This is a genomic window from Microbacterium sp. HJ5 (assembly GCF_054824025.1).
Genome location: NZ_JSYE01000029.1, coordinates 34709 through 52291 on the forward strand (window position 1 = coordinate 34709; position 17583 = coordinate 52291).

The following is a 17583-nucleotide window of genomic DNA, read 5'->3' on the forward strand; positions in this document are numbered from 1 at the left end:
CTGCAAGATGACTGATGTGACCACTGCTGATCGCACGGCGACGATCGCCGATCTCACCCTCGAGGAGAAGGTGTCGCTCACGAGCGGCGCGAGCTTCTGGTACACCAAGCCCGTCGACCGGCTCGGCATCCCGGCCGTCATGGTGACCGACGGCCCGCACGGCCTGCGCAAGCAGCGCGAGGGAGGCGACCACCTGGGCCTCGGCGACAGCGTGCCGGCGACATGCTTCCCGCCGGCGGTCGGCCTCGGCTCGTCGTGGGACGTCGACCTGGTGCACCGCGTGGGCGAGGCGCTGGGTGTCGAGACGTCGATCGAGAACGTCGCGGTGCTGCTCGGTCCCGGCATCAACATCAAGCGCTCGCCCCTGTGCGGCCGCAACTTCGAATACCTCTCGGAGGACCCGATCGTCTCGGGCGTGCTCGGCGCCGCGATCGTGAAGGGCATCCAGTCCATGGGCGTCGGCACGTCGCTCAAGCATTTCGCCGCGAACAACCAGGAGGACGACCGCATGCGCTCGTCGTCCGACGTCGACCCGCGCCCGCTGCGCGAGATCTACCTGCGCGGGTTCCAGCGCGTGGTCGAGGACGCCCAGCCGTGGACGGTGATGTGCTCGTACAACCGCATCAACGGCGTGTACGCGTCGGAGGACCCGTGGCTGCTCACCCGGGTGCTGCGCGACGAGTGGGGCTTCGAGGGTCTCGTGGTCTCCGACTGGGGTGCCGTGAACGAGCGCGTGCCGGGTCTCGCGGCGGGCATGGACCTCGAGATGCCGTCGTCGAACGGTGTCACCGACGCGCAGATCGTCGCCGCGGTCCAGAGCGGGGAGCTCGACGAGGCCGTCGTCGACACCGCCGCGGGCCGTGTGCTCGACCTCGTGGGCAAGGCGCAGGCGGGGGCGGGCGCCGTCTCCGGTCCCCTCGACGTCGATGCCCACCACGCACTCGCGCGGGAGGCGGCCGGCCGCTCGATCGTGCTGCTCAAGAACGACGACGCGATCCTGCCGCTCGACAAGGGCGCCCGCGTCGCTCTCATCGGCGAGTTCGCCGAGAAGCCGCGTTACCAGGGCGCGGGCTCCTCGATGATCAACCCGACCCGCCTCGACACCGCGCTCGACGAGATCCGCGCGCTCGCCGCGGGCGACGTCGCGTACGCCAAGGGCTTCAGCGTCGCACCGCACGTCACGGCCGACCAGACCGCGGCGCTGCGCGAGGAAGCGGTGGCCGCGGCATCCGCTGCCGAGGTCGCCGTGCTGTTCCTGGGACTTCCCGCCCGCCTCGAGTCCGAGGGCTACGACCGCACCGACATCGACCTGCCGGCGGAGCAGCTCGCGCTCCTCGACGCGGTGCTGGAGGTCAACGGGAACGTGGTCGTCGTGCTCTCGAACGGCGGCGTCGTGGCGCTTCCGTTCGCGGACCGCGTGCCGGCGATCCTCGAGGGCTGGCTGCTCGGGCAGGCCGGCGGCGGTGCCGTGGCCGACGTGCTGTTCGGCGATGTGAACCCGTCGGCGAAGCTCACCGAGACGATCCCGCACCGGCTCGAGGACACCCCGGCGTTCCTCGACTTCCCGGGGGAGTTCTCGCACGTGCGCTACGGCGAGGGCCTGTTCGTCGGCTACCGCTGGTACGACGCGCGCCGCATGGAGGTCGCGTTCCCCTTCGGCCACGGCCTGTCGTACACGACCTTCTCGTACGGCGACGCCACGGCGAAGGTGAACGCGACCGGCGACATCGTCGTCACGCTCACGGTCTCCAACACCGGTGACCGCGGGGGGCGCGAGGTGGTGCAGGTGTACACGTCGCTGCCCGGCGGAAAGGTGCAGCGCCCGACCCGCGAGCTCAAGGCGTTCGCATCGGTCGCGCTCGAGGCCGGCGAGATCGCCGAGGTCACGCTCACCGTCCGCCGCCAGGACCTCGCGTACTGGGACATCCGGCTGGACGCGTGGGTCGTCGAGGGCGGCGACTACGTCGTCGACGTGGCGGCGTCGAGCCGCGACATCCGCTCCACCGTCTCCGTCGCCGTCGAGGGCGACCCGGTCGTCCTGCCGCTGTCGCGCACGTCGTCGATCGGCGAGGTGATGGCGCATCCGGTCGTCGGGCAGATGGTGCAGGCCGCCATCGCACAGATGATGGGCGGCATGGAGGGCGTCGAGGCGATCATGCCCGAGGGCGTCGATGCGTCGAAGATGATGGAGTCCTTCCCGATCGGCCGTGCCGGGATGTTCGCGGCGGGCGACTCGAACGGCGCGATCAACCCCGAGATGATCGACGGCCTCATCGCGATGGCGAACGCTCCGCAGCAGGACTGACAGACGGAGAGCGGATGCCTCGGCCCCACGTGGGCCGGGGCATCCGTCGTCTCTGCACGCGCACCCGCCGGTCGTCGGGCGGCAAGCCGTGGGACATCGGCCGTTCACCCGCCGGTCGCCGGGCGCCACGACGCTGAGGCGAAACCCGACCCTCGTCCGAAGGTGCATCGATGCGTTCCCGCATGCCGTTCCTCGCGCGCTCCCGCGCGCCCCTCGCCGCCCTGGCGGCGTTGTCCGTGCTCATCGTCCCCGCCGTCGTCGCAGCCCCCGCGATCGCCGCGGACAACCCGGCGATCGTCGTCAACGAGGTCGAGACGGCGGCCGACTGGATCGAGCTCACCAATGCGGGAACCGAGTCCGTCGACATCTCGGGATTCCAGGTGCGCGACAGTGCCGACGACCACATCGCCGTGATCCCCGCGGGCACGACCCTGGCCCCCGGCGCCTTCCACACCGTCGACACCAACGTCGGCGCCGACGGCTTCGGGCTGGGTGCCGCCGACTCGGCGCGCGTCTTCGCCGCTGACGGCACGACGCTGCTGGACACGCACTGGTGGACCGCCCACCCGGCGCCGAGCTCAGGCCGCTGCCCCGACGGCACCGGCGCCTTCACGACGACCGTGGCCGCGTCGAAGAACGCCGCGAACGTGTGCACGATGAATCCAGCCGAAGTCGTCGTGGTGAATGAGATCGAGTCGAGCGACGCCGGCGGTGACTGGGTCGAGCTCTTCAACACGGCGACCGTCTCGGTCGACGTCGCGGGCCTGCGGCTGCTCGACAACGACGACACGCACGTCTACACCGTGCCCGCGGACACCTCGATCGCGGCGGGCGGCTACGCCGTGTTCACCGAGGCGGACCTCGGGTTCGGGCTCGGCGGCGCCGACTCCGTGCGCCTCACCGACGCCGCCGGCACGACGATCGACACGTACTCGTGGACCGCGCACGCCGGGACGACCTACGGCCGCTGCCCGAACGGCGTCGGAGAGTTCGCCGCGACCGCGGCCCCGACGAAGGCCGGTGCCAACGACTGCGCGCCGCCCGCGGCATCCGCTTCGATCGTCGTCAACGAGGTCGAGAGCAACGGCGACGACACGGACTGGGTCGAGGTCGTCAACATCGGCGCCGAGGCGGTCGATCTGTCGGGCTGGCTGTTCCGCGACAACGACGCGACGCGCGTGCCGTGGGCGCTCCCCGCCGGCTCGACCGTCGCGCCGGGCGCCTTCTTCGTGATCGATCAGGCCAGCGCCTCGAACCCGATCGGCTTCGACTTCGGGCTCGGCAACGCCGACGAGGTGCATCTCTTCCTGCCCGATGGCGTGACAGAGGTCGCGACCTACAGCTGGTCGGTCCACGCGCCGTCGACGAGCTACGGCCGCTGCCCCGACGGCACGGGTGCGTTCGCGTCGACGACCGTCACGACGAAGGGCGCGCCGAACAACTGCGCGCTGCCCGTCGTCATCAACGAGGTCGAGAGTCAGCCGGCGGACGGCGAGGACTGGGTCGAGCTCGTCAACGTCGGCACGAGCGCAGCGGATGCCTCTGGCCTGGTCATCCGCGACAGCGAGAACGACCACTCGTACGTCGTCCCGGCCGGCACGACCATCGCGCCCGGCGCGTACTTCGTTGCCGACGCGCTGGGCTACGGCCTCGGCGGAGCCGACGCGGTGCGGCTCTTCGCCGCAGACGGCACCACGATGCTCGACGAGTACTCGTGGACCATCCACGCCGCGCACACGTACGGCCGCTGCCCCGACCCGAAGGGCGCATTCGAGTCGACCACGGGTGCCACCAAGGGCACGCAGAATCTGTGCGAGGGTGTCGTCATCGACGAGGCGTGGCCCGGCGGCACCGCGGTGCGAGTGCTCGACGAGGAGGCGACCTTCTCGGGCGACCTCAGCGGACTGGATTACGAGCCGTCCGGATCGAGTGCCTTCGGCACGCTGTGGGCGGTGCAGAACGGCGACGGCCTGCTCTACAAGCTCGTGGCCGATGGTCACGGCGGCTGGGCGCCCGCCGCGACCGAGGGCTGGGCCGGCGGCAAGACGCTCCGGTACCCGGGCGGCACCGGCGCAGTCGACGCCGAGGGCGTGACGGTCGCGGGCGACGACTCGGCGGGCGGTGTCTACGTCTCGAGCGAGCGCGACAACGACGCGAGCTCGGTCAGCCGCCCCGCGGTGCTGCGCTACGACGTGAGCGGCACGGGCAGCACGCTGACGGCGACCGGCGAGTGGAACCTCGCCGCCGACTTCGCCGGGCTGGGGGCGAACGCCGGCCTCGAGGGCATCACGTGGGTGCCCGACGCCGACCTGCTCGCGGGCGGCTTCGTCGACGCCGTCACCGGCAGCGCCTACGACCCGGCCGATTACCCCGGCCACGGCGGGGGCCTCTTCTTCGTGGGGGTCGAGGGCACGGCATCCGTCTACGCGTACGCCTTGCTCGCAGGCGGCGGCTTCACCCGGATCGCCACCATCGCCACGACCTTCGCGCTCGTGGCCGACGTGCAGTGGGACGCCGACCGCGGCGGCCTGTGGATCGTCTGCGACGAGGCGTGCGACGGCCGGATCGCGTTCGCCGAACTCGAACCCGAGGCCGGAGTCTTCACGACGACCCGCGTGTTCCAGCGGCCGAGTGGCATGGCGAACATCGCGAACGAGGGTTTCGCCGTGTCCGACGACGCCGTGTGCGCCGGGGGAGTGAAGCCCACGTTCTACGCTGACGACGCCGACACCGACGGCTTCTCGCTGCGCTCGGGCACGCTCCCGTGCGAGGCGACGGGCGGTCCGGGCGGACCGGGAGAGCCGACCCCGTCGCTGCCCGCGACCGGCGGACCGGGACCCGTGGGCGACGACGAGCTCACCGACACGACGCGCGGTGAGGTGGATGCGCCGGACACCGCGGCGCCGGGCGCGACGGTGACGATCTTCGTCGGCACCCGGTACGCGGGCGACACGGTGTGGGTGTGGCTGCACTCGACGCCGGTCTCGCTCGGCGCGCATGTGGTGGCCGCCGACGGCACCGTCACCGTCACGCTGCCCGCAGGCGTCGCGGCCGGCACCCACCGCCTCGTGGTGCTCGACGCCGACGGCGATGTCATCGGATGGACGGAGATCGCGGTCGCCGACGCGCTCGCCGCGACCGGCTCGGAGTTCGGGCGGGCGCTGGGGGCGGCGGGCACGGCGCTGGCCATGGTGGCCGCGGGGGCGGCGCTCCTGCTGGTGCGACGCCGGGCGGCGCGCGCCTGAAAGACGAGCGGATGCCTCGCCCCGTCGTGCGGGTCGAGGCATCCGTCGTCTGCGCTCCAAACCGCGCCCAGCGCGCGCCCGGCCCACGCACCGTCTGCGCCCGAGGTCGGTTCTACCCGCCGAGCTCTGCCGGATGGGTGAGTCGCCACCAGTCCGTCGGCGGAGTGATGTCGCCGCGCAGCTCGACGGCGACCGTCTCGGTGCGGGGGCCGGCGGTCCACGTGAGAGTGCCGACATCCTCGCCGTCGGCATACTTCTTCGGGGTGGTGGTCTCCATCTCGACGGTGATGGGGGTGTCGGACCACGTGAAGATCGACGCGTCGCCGGCCACGACGAGGCGGGCGCTGGAGCCCCACGGAGTCGTGTAGGTGCCGAGCTCCTGGCCGCGCGTCGCGACGGGGATCTCGTGGAAACCCGCCCGGATGGAGTCGAGGAGCAGCAGCACGTCGGTGTTGACCGACTGCCGCGACGAGCCGCCGAGCATCACTCCGACGACGCTCAGCGGTTCGCCCAGGCCCACGTCGAGCGACGCCGTGTAGAGCAGGTTGTAGGTGCCGGCGCCCAGGTTGCCCGTCTTGAGGCCGGTGACGCCGCTGGTCCCGAGGAGGGTGTTCGTGTTCGCGAACGGGTTGTGGCCGGGCACACGGACCGAGGACTTGCCCACGAGGTCGGCGATCACGGGGTCTGCCGCAGCCAGCCTGGCGAGCGCCATGAGGTCGGCGGGGGTGCTGGTGTTCTGCGGGCTGATGCCGGTCGGCTCGACGACCGTCGTGCCCGTGAGCCCGTGCTCGGCGAGCCATCGGCGGGTCGCTTCGAGGAACGCCCACTGAGACCCGAAAGCCCACGTCGACACCGCCTCGGCGTAGTTGCTCGCCGACGGCACGAGCATCGTCGCCAGCGCGTCGCGCTGCGACATGGAGCTGCCGGTGGGCATCGACACGATCGTCGCGCCGAGGACGTAGTACTTGTCGTAGAGGTCGTGGGCGGCCTTGGTGAAGGTGATCGTCGGTCCGGGATCGGCCGGACCCGCGAGCGGCTTGGCGTCGAGGATGACCAGCGCGGTGATGAGCTTGGTGAGGCTGGCGATGGGGCGGGGATCGCCCGAGCCGGCCGTCGCCCAGATGCCGCTCGCCTGGTCGCCGAGATACTCGTCGGCGCCGGAGACGCTGATCGCCGCGGCGCCCTCGACGGGCAGGGCGAGGTCGGCGGGCGCCCCGGCCGGGACGGGCGGCTGGTGCGATGACGCGTCGGGTGCGGGCAGCGGGGCGGTCAGCGCCCAGCCGGTGTACCCGCCGACGACCCCGACGATGAGCGCGATCACGATGACGGAGACGAGCAGCGCGCGTCGTCGTCGGCGCCGGCGCAGCACGGGGTCGACCTGCGAGCGGGAGGAGGGGAACTCCTCCTCGTGCTGCAGGAGCTCGGTGAACTCGGCCAGCTCATCGGGCGACTCCCGCTGCGTCGTCATGTGGACACCCTGCCACGACCCGTGCCGCAGACGCGGGACCCTCTGCCGACTGTGGATAACCGCTTTCCCGCACCGCCGTCGAGTACCATCCCCGCCATCCCATCCGGCCTGAGCGTGAAGCCGCCGCCGCATCCGATGTCGGGCCCCGGGCATACGCTCATCCCGTGGCCACCCTCGACGACATCCGCCGCACGGCGAGCGGTCTTCCCGGCAGCGAGGAGCGCGCGACGAGCGGCGGCGCGGCGTGGTTCGTGCGCGGCAAGCTGTACGCGTGGGAGTGCCACCCGTGGCCGAGCATCCCCGAAGACATGCGCGAGATCATCGCCCGCGAGCTGGTCGTCGGCGTGAAGGTCGGCGACCGGGTCGACGCGCTGGCCCTCACCGAGATGGCGCCCGACGTGTTCCTGCGCACGACCACGGCGTGGAACGAGCCCAAGGTCGCGTTCCGCATGGCGTCGATCGACGACGACCACCTCGCCGAACTCGTGACCGAGGCCTGGCGCGTGCGGGCGCCGAGGTATCTGCGACGCGAGTACGACGACGTGATCGCGCCGGCCGGGCACCCGCAGGTGCCGGCCGACGCGCCATGACGACCGCTGTCAGGTCCGCAGGAACGCGAGCAGCGCCTCGTTGACCTCGGCGCCGTGGGTCCACAGCAGACCGTGCGGTGCGCCCTCGATCTCGACGTACGTCGCGTCGGGAAGCATCGTGCGGAACCGGCGCGCGGTCGCGTCGATCGGCAGGATGTTGTCGGCCGTGCCGTGCAGGATCAGCGTCGGCACGTCGACCGAGCCGATGTCGCCACGGAAGTCCGTCGGCCACGTCAGCGGCGCCGCAGAGATGCCGGCGTTGCTCGCCTGGTTCGCGACCTGCACGCTCGCGTCCAGCGCCTCCTGCGAGATGCGCGAGCCGAGGTTGTCGTCGAGGTTGTAGAAGTCCTTGAAGAACCCGGCGATGAAGGCGTAGCGGTCCTCGCGCACCGACGCGGCGATGCCGTCGAAGAAGTCCTGCGGCCCGGCGCCGTCGGGGTTGTCGTCGGTCACGAGCAGGTAGGGCTCGAGCGAGCCGAGGAACGCCGCCTTCGCCACACGCGAGCTGCCGTAGCGGGAGAGGTAGCGCGCGATCTCGCCGGTGCCCATCGAGAAGCCGACGAGGACGGCATCCTTCAGATCGAGATCCTCCATGAGGGCGTGCAGGTCGGCGGCGAAGGTGTCGTAGTCGTACCCCGAGCCCGCCTTCGACGAGGCGCCGAAGCCGCGCCGGTCGTAGGCGATCACGCGATAGCCGGCGTCGAGGAGCGCCGCCTGCTGCTTGCCCCACGACTCGCCGTTCAACGGGAAGCCATGGATCAGCACGACCGGCTGGCCCTCGCCCTGATCGGTGTAGTAGAGCTCGATGTCGGCCGAGTTCTCGGTTCCGACGGTGATGTACGCCACGTGTCGCTCCTTCCGTGCCGAGGCGAGCGGATGCCACGGCCCACGTTCGAACGTAGGGCGAGGCATCCGTCATCGCCAGGGGTTGACGAGGACGGGGCGGTGAACTCGCGGGTCAGGCGTCGCGGGCGGCGCCTGCTGACGGGGTGACGGTGAAGATCGAGGGGCGAGCGAAGCCGGATGCCGCGAACGCGGCGGTCACCGCATCGGTGAGCCGCTCCACCCGGTCGCGGGCGATGAGCGCGATGGCGGCGCCGCCGAAGCCGCCGCCGGTCATGCGCGCACCGATGGCACCGGCGGCCAGCGCCGTGTCGACGGCGGTGTCGAGCTCGGGGACCGAGATCTCGAAGTCGTCGCGCATCGACGCGTGCGATGCCACGAGCAGGTCGCCGATGGCCGCGGGACCCTCCTCGCTCAGCAGTCGCACGGTGGCGAGCACGCGCTGATCCTCGGTGACGACATGGCGGACGCGGCGGAACGTGACGTCGTCCATGAGCTCGGCCGCGCGCGCGAGGTCGGCGACCGAGAGGTCGCGAAGGGCGGGCACGCCCATGATGGCGGCGCCCCGCTCGCACGCGGCCCGGCGGTCGCCGTAACCGCCCGTGGAGTGCGAGTGGGAGACGCGCGTGTCGATCACGACGAGGTCGAGACCTGCGGCCTCGAACCCGAGGTCGACCACCCGGGTGTCGAGCGAGCGGCAGTCGAGGAAGATCGCGGCGTCGGCGCGGCCGAGCATCGACGCCATCTGGTCCATGATCCCGGTGGGGGCGCCGACGGCTTCGTTCTCGGCGCGTCGGCCGGCCTGGGCGAGCGCGACGCGGTCGAGCTCGAGTCCCCAGTTCTCGGCCAGAGCGACCGCGGTCGCGCCCTCGATGGCGGCCGACGATGAGAGGCCCGCGCCCACCGGCACGCCCGACGCGAAGGCCAGGTCGACGCCGGCGACCTCGTCCGCCGGCGTGCCCGATGCCGCGAGCAGCGCCCACGCGACCCCGAGCGGGTAGCGCGCCCACTCGACGACCTCGTCGCGTCGCGTCGGGAAGAGTGCGTCGAGGTCGGACAGCGGCACCTCGACGGCCGAGTCGTCGAAGGTCGAGACGACGCGGATGATCCCGTCGCCCCGCGGTGCGAGCGCCACGTGGGTGCGGTGCTGGATCGCGAAGGGCAGGACGAAGCCGTCGTTGTAGTCGGTGTGCTCGCCGATGAGGTTGGCGCGGCCGGGCGCGGACCAGGTGCCGACGGGTTCGGCGCCGTAGCTCCGGCGGAAGAGGTCGCGGGCGGAGCCGGCGGTGTCGGGCGTGGTCACAGGGCCTCCGCGCTGATCGAGCCGACCGCTTCGCGGAGGCGTTCTGCGGCGGTCTCGGGGGAGACGTCGCCGATCCAGGCGCCCATGGCGGCTTCGGATCCGGCGAGGAACTTCAGCTTGTCGACGGCGCGGCGGGGCGAGGTGAGCTGCAGGTTGAGCCGCACGGCGTCGCGCCCGCGGTTCACCGGTGCCTGGTGCCACGCGGCGATGTACGGCGTGGGGGAGTCGTACAGCGCATCCACTCCACGCAGGAGTCGCAGGTACAGAGGAGCGAGCTCGTCGCGCTCGACGTCGGTCGTCTGGGCGAGGTCGGGCACGTGGCGGTGGGGGAGGAGGTGCACCTCGAGGGGCCAGCGCGCGGCGAACGGCACGAAGGCGGTCCAGTGCTCGCCCTCGAGGATCACTCGGTCGGACGCGCGCTCGAAGTCGAGGATCCGGTCGAACAGGTCGGCGCCCTCGCGGTCGATCGAGGCGAGCAGGGTCGACGTGCGCGGGGTGATGTACGGGTAGGCGTAGATCTGCCCGTGCGGGTGCGGCAGGGTGACGCCGATCGCCTCGCCGCGGTTCTCGAACGGGAACACCTGCTCGATGCCGGGCAGTCCCGACAGCGCGGCCGTGCGGTCGGCCCAGGCTTCGATGACGGTGCGGGCGCGGGTGACGCTCTGCGTGCCGAAGGATCCCGAGTGCTCGGGGCTGAAGCACACGACCTCGCAGCGTCCGACCGAGGTGCGCGTGCGGCCGAGGCCCGGGGCGAGCAGGTCGTCGAGATCGCGGGGCGCGTCGACGCCCGCGGGCGCCTCGCCGTGGGCGACGGCGAGGGCGGGGCCGAAGGACGGCGACTTGTTCTCGAAGACCGCGACGTCGTAGAGCGACGGGATCTCCGAGGGATTGGTGGGCGTCTGCGGGGCCAGCGGGTCGAGCTCGGCGGGCGGGAGGAACGCGCGGTTCTGGCGCGCGGCGGCCACGGAGACCCAGTCGCCGGTAAGGACGTCGCGACGCATGGTCGCCGTCTCGGGTCGCGCGCCGAGGTCGCGCGTGTCGATCGCGCGCTCGGCGGCCAGCGATGTGCCGGGGTCGTCGTAGTAGATCAGCTCGCGTCCGTCGGCGAGGCGGGTCGATCGTTTCACGACGCCCGCTCCGAGGGTCTCGGCGGTGGGGCGCAACTCCGGCATGTTCACGTCAACACGGTAGCAAGGGGCCGTGGTAACGTCAACATCGAGCAGGCTGCAGGAGTTATGCGCGAGCGGAGGGTGGGTCATGCAACGACGGGTGTCGATGGCCGACGTCGCCGCCGTGGCCGGCGTCTCGGGGCAGACGGTCTCGCGGGTCGTGAACGGCAGCCCGCGGGTCGATCCCGGTACCCGTGCGCGCGTCGAGGCGGCGATGACGCAGCTGGGCTACCGCCCCCACCGCGCCGCCCGCGCCCTGCGCACCGGTCGCACGCAGACGATCGGCCTGCTCGTGTCCACGCTGGCGACCGTGGGCAACTCGCGCATGCTGCAGGCGGTGGCGGATGCCGCGGCCGCACGCGGCTACGCCCTCACCGTCGTCACGCTCGGCGCCCACCCCGACGTCGGAGCCGCCTTCGAGCGGCTGAGCGAGCAGGGCGTCGACGGGGTCGTGGTGCTCAACGAGGCGACCGCGGCCGCGAGCGAGACGCCCGCCCCTGCCGGCCTCGGCCTCGTGGTCGTCGACGCGCCGCCCGGCGCCGGCTCGGACCGTCGATTCGGCATCGTCCAGTCCGACCACGCCGCCGGCGCCCGCGCGGCGACCGAGCACCTGCTGTCGCTCGGTCACCGGACTGTGCACCACGTCACCGGTCCTGCGGGGTCGTTCGCGGCATCCGAGCGCGAGAACGGCTGGCGCGCGGCGCTCGCGGCAGCCGGAGTCGACGCACCGCCGACCATGCCCGGGGACTGGACCGCGGCATCCGGTCACGCGGCCGCCGCTCGCCTGCTCGAGCAGCCCGGCATGACCGCCGTCTTCGCCGCGAACGACCAGACCGCGCTCGGCGTGGTCCGCGGGTTGGCGGACGCGGGTCTGCGCATCCCCGGCGACGTCAGCGTCGTCGGGTTCGACGACATCGCCGACGCCGCCGACTACCGACCGCCCCTGACCACCGTGGGTCAGGACTTCGACCGTCTCGGCGAGGTCGCCGTCGCCACGCTCATCGCGGGCATCGAAGACGGCGAGGCCGGCTTCGTCCTCGTACCTACGGCCCTGCGCGTGCGCGAGAGCACGGCGCCCCGGCCGGCCTGACCACCCGAGGAGAATGTCCGCATGCACACCGTCGTGATCGCGCCGGACTCGTTCAAGGGCACCATCGGCGCCGCCGACGCGGCGGCCGCCCTCGGCGAGGGGTGGCACCGCGTGCGTCCGCACGACCGCGTGCGCCTCCTGCCCATGGCCGACGGCGGCGAGGGCACGCTCGACGCGTTCGCGACGGCGGTCCCCGCCGCCACCCGCATGCCCGTCACCGTGACCGGGCCCGAGGGCACGCCGGTCGAGGCATCCTGGCTCCTGCTGCCCCCGGACGGGAGCGCACCGCGCGGCACCGCCGTCGTCGAGCTGGCCGGCACGAGCGGGATCGAGTTGCTGGGCACCCCTGCGCGCCTCCGGCCTCTCGATGCCGGAACGCGCGGCTTCGGCGAGGCCGTCGCCGCTGCTCTCGCCCACGGCGTCTCGCGGCTCGTTCTCGGCATCGGCTCGAGCGCGTCGACCGACGGAGGCACCGGCCTGCTCACCGCGCTCGGCGCCCGCTTCACGGACGCCGAGCATCGGCCGATCGCGGAGGGCGGGCGGGGCCTCGCCCGTCTCGCCCGCGCAGACCTCTCCGGGCTCCCGCCGCTCCCGCCCGGCGGGGTCACCGTGCTGAGCGACGTCACCAACCCCCTGCTCGGGGCGTGGGGTGCGGCGGCCGTCTTCGGGCCGCAGAAGGGCACGTCGCCCGATGGGGTGATCGCCCTCGATGCCGGGCTGGGGCGACTGGCCGGGCTCCTTCCCGCCGACCCCACCACCGCCGGCGCGGGCGCCGCCGGGGGCGCGGGGTTCGCGCTCCTCGCGTGGGGCGCGACCCTCGTGCCCGGCTCGGCGGCGGTCGCCGAGCTCGTCGGCCTCGCGGCGGCGGTGGGCGAGGCCTCCGTCGTCATCACGGGCGAGGGCTCCTACGACGCGCAGTCGGCGGCGGGCAAGGTGCCCGCGCACGTCGGTGCGGTCGCCGCAGCACGGGAGGTGCCCGTCGCGCTGGTCGCCGGCCGGATCGCCGGGGGCACCGACGTCTCGGCGTTCGCCGCGACCGCGTCGCTCACCGACCTCGCGGGCTCGCCGGGCGCGGCGATGGCCGACCCGGCGCGCTGGCTGGCCGCCGCGGGATCCGCCCTCGCGTCAGCGCTCGGCTGAGTCGCGGGTTCACGTGCGAGGGGGAGTGCTCCCGCGGACGATGACCTCGAGGGGCAGCGGCGTCTCGGCCGCGGCATCCCACTCCTTCTCGACCACCGCGCGCAGCGCGCGATAGCCGAGCTCGTCGAGCGGGGCGCGCACCGTCGTCAGCCCCGGGCCGATGTCTCGGCCGTTGGGGATGTCGTCGAAGCCGGCGACGGCGATGTCGGCCCCCACGGTGCGCCCGGCGTCCCGCAGCGCCGAGGCGACTCCGATGGCCAGCAGGTCGTTGACGCCGAAGACGAGCGTTCCCGAGGGAAGCCCTTCGGAGAGCAGCTGCCGGGTGGCTTCGTAGCCGGAATCGCGGCTGACGCCGCCGCGGCGGACCTCGCGGATGCTCCCGCCGCCGCGGGTGAACCCCTCGGTGAAGCCGTCGATGCGGTCGTCGGACGTGCGGACACCCTCGGCCGCGCCGACGATCACGGCGTCGCGGTAGCCGATGCCGGCGAGCTCCGCGCCCAGAGCCTCGGCTCCGACAGTGTTGTCGAAACCCACCGAGCGCCGTGCGGGGTCGCCGCGGTCGAGGAGGACCACTTGGCCCCCCATGCCCGCGAACGCCTCGAGCTCGGCTTCGAGTCGCGCGGCCTCCGGTCCGTCCGTCCTCGAGGCGGCCAGGATGAGTCCGCGCGGTCTCTGCCCGCGAAGGGCGCGCACGATGCGCACCTCGCGCTGCGGATCCCGCGCGGTCACGGCGACCGTCACGGTCAGACCGGCCTCGTCGGCGCCGCGGACCACCCCGGCGGCCAGCTGCCCGAAGGACGGGTCGGCGATGTCGGCGACGAGCAGGGCGATGACCGCCGATGATCCTCGCGCGGTCGCCTGTGCGGACAGGTTGGCGGTGTAGCCGAGGGTCTCGGCCGCGGCCTCGACCCGCTCGCGGTAGCTCTCGGCCACCTTGCGGGTCGATCCGTTGAGCACGCGGGAGGCGGTCGCCAGCGACACGCCGGCCTCGCGCGCGACGTCATGCAGTGTTGCTGCGCCTCGGGCAGGCGCGTGCGTCTCGCTCACGAGGCTGATTCTAGGACCTTTGTCCGGTTCGCGGCCCTGACGCGCGTCCCCATCACGCGGTAGCATCGGCCCGTCGCGCGGGTGTGGGAGGCCGCGCGCGCCTGGTGATCGCGAGGTCGGGCGTCACGCCCCGCCGACGGCCTCCGTCACGACCGCGCGGGCCTCGGCCTGCACCTCGGCGAGGTGCTCGGGACCGCGCAGCGACTCGGCGTAGAGCTTGTAGACGTCCTCGGTGCCCGACGGGCGCGCCGCGAACCACGCGTGCTCGGTCTGCACCTTGAGGCCGCCGATCGCCGCGCCGTTGCCGGGGGCGTGCGAGAGCTTGGCGGTGATGGGCTCGCCGGCGAGCTCGGTCGCCGAGACCGCCTCGGGGGCGAGCTTTCCGAGCGCCGCCTTCTGCGCGGGGCTCGCCGGCGCATCCACGCGCTGATACGCCGACGCGCCGAACTCGGCCTCGAGCTCCGCGTAGCGCTGCGACGGCGTCTTGCCCGTCACCGCGAGGATCTCGGCAGCCAGCAGGCAGAGCAGGATGCCGTCCTTGTCCGTCGTCCACACCGTGCCGTCCTTGCGCAGGAACGACGCGCCGGCCGACTCCTCGCCGCCGAACGCGACCGAGCCGTCGAGAAGTCCGGGGACGAACCACTTGAAGCCGACGGGCACCTCGAGCAGCCGGCGACCGAGCGACTCGGCGACGCGGTCGATGATCATCGACGACACCAGGGTCTTGCCGATCGCGGCATCCGCCGGCCAATCCGGACGGTGCGAGTAGAGGTAGTCGATCGCGACCGCGAGGTAGTGGTTGGGGTTCATGAGGCCTGCGTCGGGCGTGACGATGCCGTGCCGGTCGGCATCAGCGTCGTTGCCGGTGAGGACGTCGTACTCGGCGCGCCGCCCCACGAGCGAGGCCATGGCCGACGGCGAGGACGGATCCATGCGGATCTTCTCGTCCCAGTCGAGCGTCATGAACCTCCACGTCGGGTCGACGTCGGGGTTGACCACAGTGAGGTCGAGGCCGTGCACCTCGGCGATGAGCGCCCAGTACTCGACCGATGCGCCGCCCAGCGGGTCGGCGCCGATGCGCACGCCGGCCGACCGGATCGCGTCGACGTCGATGATGCTCGCCAGGTCGCGCACGTAGGCGTCGCGGAAGTCGTAGTCGCCCAGCGCATCGCCGTCGATGTCGGCGAACGGCGTGCGCGCGATGCCCTCGAGCCCCGCCGTGATGAGCTCGTTCGCCCGGTCGGCGATCCAGCCGGTCGCGTCGGTGTCGGCCGGTCCGCCGTTGGGCGGGTTGTACTTGAAGCCGCCGTCGCGTGGCGGGTTGTGGCTGGGCGTCACGACGATGCCGTCGGCGCGGCCCGGGTCGGCGGCATCCCGCCCCTTGTTGTAGGCGAGGATCGCGTGGCTCAGCGCCGGCGTCGGGACCCAGGAGTCGCGGGAGTCGACCCGCACCTCGACACCGTTCGCGACGAGCACCTCGATCGCGCTGCGCTCGGCGGGGAGCGACAGGCCGTGGGTGTCGCGGCCGAGGAAGAGCGGGCCCTCGATCCCCTGCGCGCGGCGGTAGTCGACGATTGCCTGCGTGGTCGCGAGGATGTGCACCTCGTTGAAGCTCGCCGACAGCGACGACCCGCGGTGGCCGCTGGTGCCGAAGGCGACCCGCTGCTCGGGTACGGCGGGATCGGGCGCGATGTCGTAATAGGCGGAGATCAGCTCATCGATGTCGATGAGGTCGGATGCTTCGGCGGGCTGTCCTGCTCGACTCATGGGTCCAGTCTGCCCGTCCCGGCGACGGGGCGCACGGACTTGACGTTCGATGTCCGGCGGACCCCGTGCACAACTCCGCATGGATCGCGGAAGGGTGGGCATGCGGATGACGACTCCGAAGTCCTGAGGAGTTGTGCACGTGGCTAGGCTGGCACCCGTGACTTCCGAGGCTGCTCCCGTCCGCCGCACGTACAGCTACCTCGGGCCCGCCGGCACGTTCACCGAGGCGGCGCTCTCGCAGGTGCCCGAGGCGCGCGCTCAGGAGTGGCGTCCGGTCCGCAACGTCGGCGAGGCGCTGGCCGACGTCGTCGAGGGGCGGTCCGACGCGGCGATGATCGCGATCGAGAACTCCGTCGACGGCGGGGTGTCGACCGCGCAGGACGCCCTGGCCACGGTCCCCGGCCTCCGCATCGTCGGCGAGTACCTCGTGCCGGTCGAGTTCGTGCTCGTCGGCCGCCCGGGTGCGAAGCTCGACGACGTCTCGGTCGTCGCCGCGCACCCGGTCGCCTACGCGCAGTGCCTGCAGTGGCTGTCGCGCACGCTGCCCGCGCACGCGCACATCCCGGCGGCGAGCAACGTGGCCAGCGCGATGAGCCTCATCGACGGATCGAGCGACGCGGATGCCGCGATCGCCCCTCCCGGGATCCTCGAGCACCACGACCTCGAACTGCTCGCCTCGGCGATCGGCGACAACCCCAACGCGGTCACGCGGTTCGTGCTGGTGAGCAGGACGGTGGCGCCGCCGCCACCGACGGGCGCCGACAAGACCTCCCTCATCGCCGAGCTGCCCGACGACCACCCCGGCGCGCTGCTCGAGATGCTCGAGCAGTTCGCGACGCGCGGCATCAACCTCTCACTCCTCGCGTCGCGCCCCATCGGCGATGCGCTCGGCCGGTACCGCTTCGTCATCGACGCCGACGGCCACATCGAGGACGAGCGCATGGCCGACGCGCTGCTCGGCCTGCGGCGCTTCAGCCCGAAAGTCGTCTTCCTCGGCTCGTACCCCCGGGCCGACCGCGCCGTGGTGCACTACCCCGAACGGTATTCCGACGACGTGTTCGTCGAGGCCCGCGACTGGCTGCGCGGCCTCCTCAGCGGAGAGCCCGACGAGGCATGAGCGAGCCGTTCGCCTTCGACCCCGCGAACGACGTCCACGCCCGCGCCCTCGCGCGGCTCGAGGGCGAGCAGGTCGCGTGGCTCGGGACGGTCGGCCGCGACGGCTTTCCGCACGCCGTGCCGATCTGGTTCCTGTGGCGCGACGGGCGCGCGCTCATCATGAGCGAGCCTGCGACCGCGAAGGTCCGCAACCTCCGCGTGAACGACCGGGCGCTGCTGCACCTCGAGGCCGGTCACGACGGCGAGCAGCTGACGGTGCTGCGGGGCACCGCGACCATCTCGCCAGAGCCGTCGACCGCCTGGCTGCCGCGCATAGCCGATGAGTACACCGCGAAGTACGACGCCTGGCTCCGGCGGCTCGACCTCACCACCGAGACGATGGCCGACAAGTACTCCGTCCTGATCGAGGTCACCCCGCTCAAGCTCATCGCCTGGTAGGTACCCACGCCGCAGCGGGGACCGAGCCGCAGCGGGGACCGAGCCGCAGCGCGCCGGGCGAC

Annotated in this window: 13 protein-coding genes; 7 read left to right on the top strand and 6 right to left on the bottom strand. The window is 72.6% G+C overall.

Features of this window, described 5'->3' with window-relative positions:
- Positions 1-7: 7 nt before the first annotated feature.
- A complete protein-coding gene (locus tag OB08_RS13480) occupies positions 8-2305 on the top strand; it encodes a glycoside hydrolase family 3 C-terminal domain-containing protein (RefSeq protein ID WP_461475558.1) in 2298 nt (765 codons plus the stop codon).
- A gap of 170 nt (positions 2306-2475) precedes the next feature.
- Positions 2476-5550 (top strand): lamin tail domain-containing protein, encoded by a 3075-nt coding sequence (locus tag OB08_RS13485; RefSeq protein WP_461475560.1) that lies wholly within the window; start codon positions 2476-2478, stop codon positions 5548-5550.
- Between the two features lie 112 nt (positions 5551-5662).
- Here the strand turns inward: OB08_RS13485 and OB08_RS13490 are convergent, their stop codons facing one another.
- Positions 5663-7018 (bottom strand): D-alanyl-D-alanine carboxypeptidase family protein, encoded by a 1356-nt coding sequence (locus tag OB08_RS13490; protein WP_461475562.1) that lies wholly within the window; start codon positions 7016-7018, stop codon positions 5663-5665.
- A gap of 164 nt (positions 7019-7182) precedes the next feature.
- On the opposite strand from OB08_RS13490, the gene OB08_RS13495 reads away from it, so the two are divergent.
- Positions 7183-7608: an MmcQ/YjbR family DNA-binding protein gene (locus OB08_RS13495; RefSeq protein ID WP_461475564.1), complete on the top strand. Its 426-nt coding sequence runs from the start codon at positions 7183-7185 to the stop codon at positions 7606-7608.
- 9 nt (positions 7609-7617) lie between these two features.
- Here OB08_RS13495 and OB08_RS13500 read toward each other — a convergent pair whose 3' ends face one another.
- The 3 genes from OB08_RS13500 to galT form a co-directional block, all read right to left on the bottom strand.
- Complete coding sequence (locus OB08_RS13500; RefSeq protein ID WP_461475566.1) at positions 7618-8454, bottom strand: alpha/beta fold hydrolase; 837 nt, start codon at positions 8452-8454, stop codon at positions 7618-7620.
- A 112-nt stretch (positions 8455-8566) separates the two neighbouring features.
- Positions 8567-9754, bottom strand: a complete 1188-nt coding sequence (gene galK, locus OB08_RS13505; RefSeq protein WP_461475568.1) for a galactokinase — start codon at positions 9752-9754, stop codon at positions 8567-8569.
- Complete coding sequence (gene galT / locus OB08_RS13510; RefSeq protein WP_461475619.1) at positions 9751-10926, bottom strand: galactose-1-phosphate uridylyltransferase; 1176 nt, start codon at positions 10924-10926, stop codon at positions 9751-9753. Before galT ends, galK begins: the two co-directional genes overlap by 4 nt.
- 103 nt (positions 10927-11029) lie before the next feature.
- On the opposite strand from galT, the gene OB08_RS13515 reads away from it, so the two are divergent.
- Together OB08_RS13515 and OB08_RS13520 are read left to right on the top strand one after the other, a co-directional pair.
- A complete protein-coding gene (locus OB08_RS13515; RefSeq protein WP_461475621.1) occupies positions 11030-12013 on the top strand; it encodes a LacI family DNA-binding transcriptional regulator in 984 nt (327 codons plus the stop codon).
- 21 nt (positions 12014-12034) lie between these two features.
- Positions 12035-13153 carry a glycerate kinase gene (locus OB08_RS13520; protein ID WP_461475570.1) on the top strand — a complete coding sequence of 373 codons (1119 nt, stop codon included), beginning with the start codon at positions 12035-12037 and terminating at the stop codon, positions 13151-13153.
- 9 nt (positions 13154-13162) lie between these two features.
- On the opposite strand, the gene OB08_RS13525 is transcribed toward OB08_RS13520, so the two are convergent.
- Both OB08_RS13525 and pgm read right to left on the bottom strand, forming a co-directional pair.
- Positions 13163-14200 carry a LacI family DNA-binding transcriptional regulator gene (locus tag OB08_RS13525; protein ID WP_461475572.1) on the bottom strand — a complete coding sequence of 346 codons (1038 nt, stop codon included), beginning with the start codon at positions 14198-14200 and terminating at the stop codon, positions 13163-13165.
- 123 nt (positions 14201-14323) lie between these two features.
- Positions 14324-15967 carry a phosphoglucomutase (alpha-D-glucose-1,6-bisphosphate-dependent) gene (gene pgm, locus OB08_RS13530; protein WP_461475574.1) on the bottom strand — a complete coding sequence of 548 codons (1644 nt, stop codon included), beginning with the start codon at positions 15965-15967 and terminating at the stop codon, positions 14324-14326.
- 157 nt (positions 15968-16124) lie between these two features.
- Between pgm and pheA the strand changes: the two genes are divergently transcribed.
- The gene (gene pheA, locus OB08_RS13535) at positions 16125-17084 is read left to right on the top strand and encodes a prephenate dehydratase (protein WP_461475576.1); all 960 of its coding nucleotides are present in this window, start codon (positions 16125-16127) and stop codon (positions 17082-17084) included.
- A complete protein-coding gene (locus tag OB08_RS13540) occupies positions 17081-17521 on the top strand; it encodes a pyridoxamine 5'-phosphate oxidase family protein (protein WP_461475578.1) in 441 nt (146 codons plus the stop codon). The genes pheA and OB08_RS13540 overlap by 4 nt, the downstream gene beginning before the upstream one ends.
- Positions 17522-17583: the final 62 nt, after the last annotated feature.

Bases quoted from the DNA above. Each gene is read 5' to 3' on its own strand.
- OB08_RS13480 (WP_461475558.1), top strand. From the start codon at position 8: ATGACTGATGTGACCACTGCTGATCGCACGGCGACGATCGCCGATCTC.
- OB08_RS13485 (WP_461475560.1), top strand. From the start codon at position 2,476: ATGCGTTCCCGCATGCCGTTCCTCGCGCGCTCCCGCGCGCCCCTCGCC.
- OB08_RS13490 (WP_461475562.1), bottom strand. From the start codon at position 7,018: ATGACGACGCAGCGGGAGTCGCCCGATGAGCTGGCCGAGTTCACCGAG.
- galT (WP_461475619.1), bottom strand. From the start codon at position 10,926: ATGCCGGAGTTGCGCCCCACCGCCGAGACCCTCGGAGCGGGCGTCGTG.
- OB08_RS13515 (WP_461475621.1), top strand. From the start codon at position 11,030: ATGGCCGACGTCGCCGCCGTGGCCGGCGTCTCGGGGCAGACGGTCTCG.
- OB08_RS13520 (WP_461475570.1), top strand. From the start codon at position 12,035: ATGCACACCGTCGTGATCGCGCCGGACTCGTTCAAGGGCACCATCGGC.
- pgm (WP_461475574.1), bottom strand. From the start codon at position 15,967: ATGAGTCGAGCAGGACAGCCCGCCGAAGCATCCGACCTCATCGACATC.
- OB08_RS13540 (WP_461475578.1), top strand. From the start codon at position 17,081: ATGAGCGAGCCGTTCGCCTTCGACCCCGCGAACGACGTCCACGCCCGC.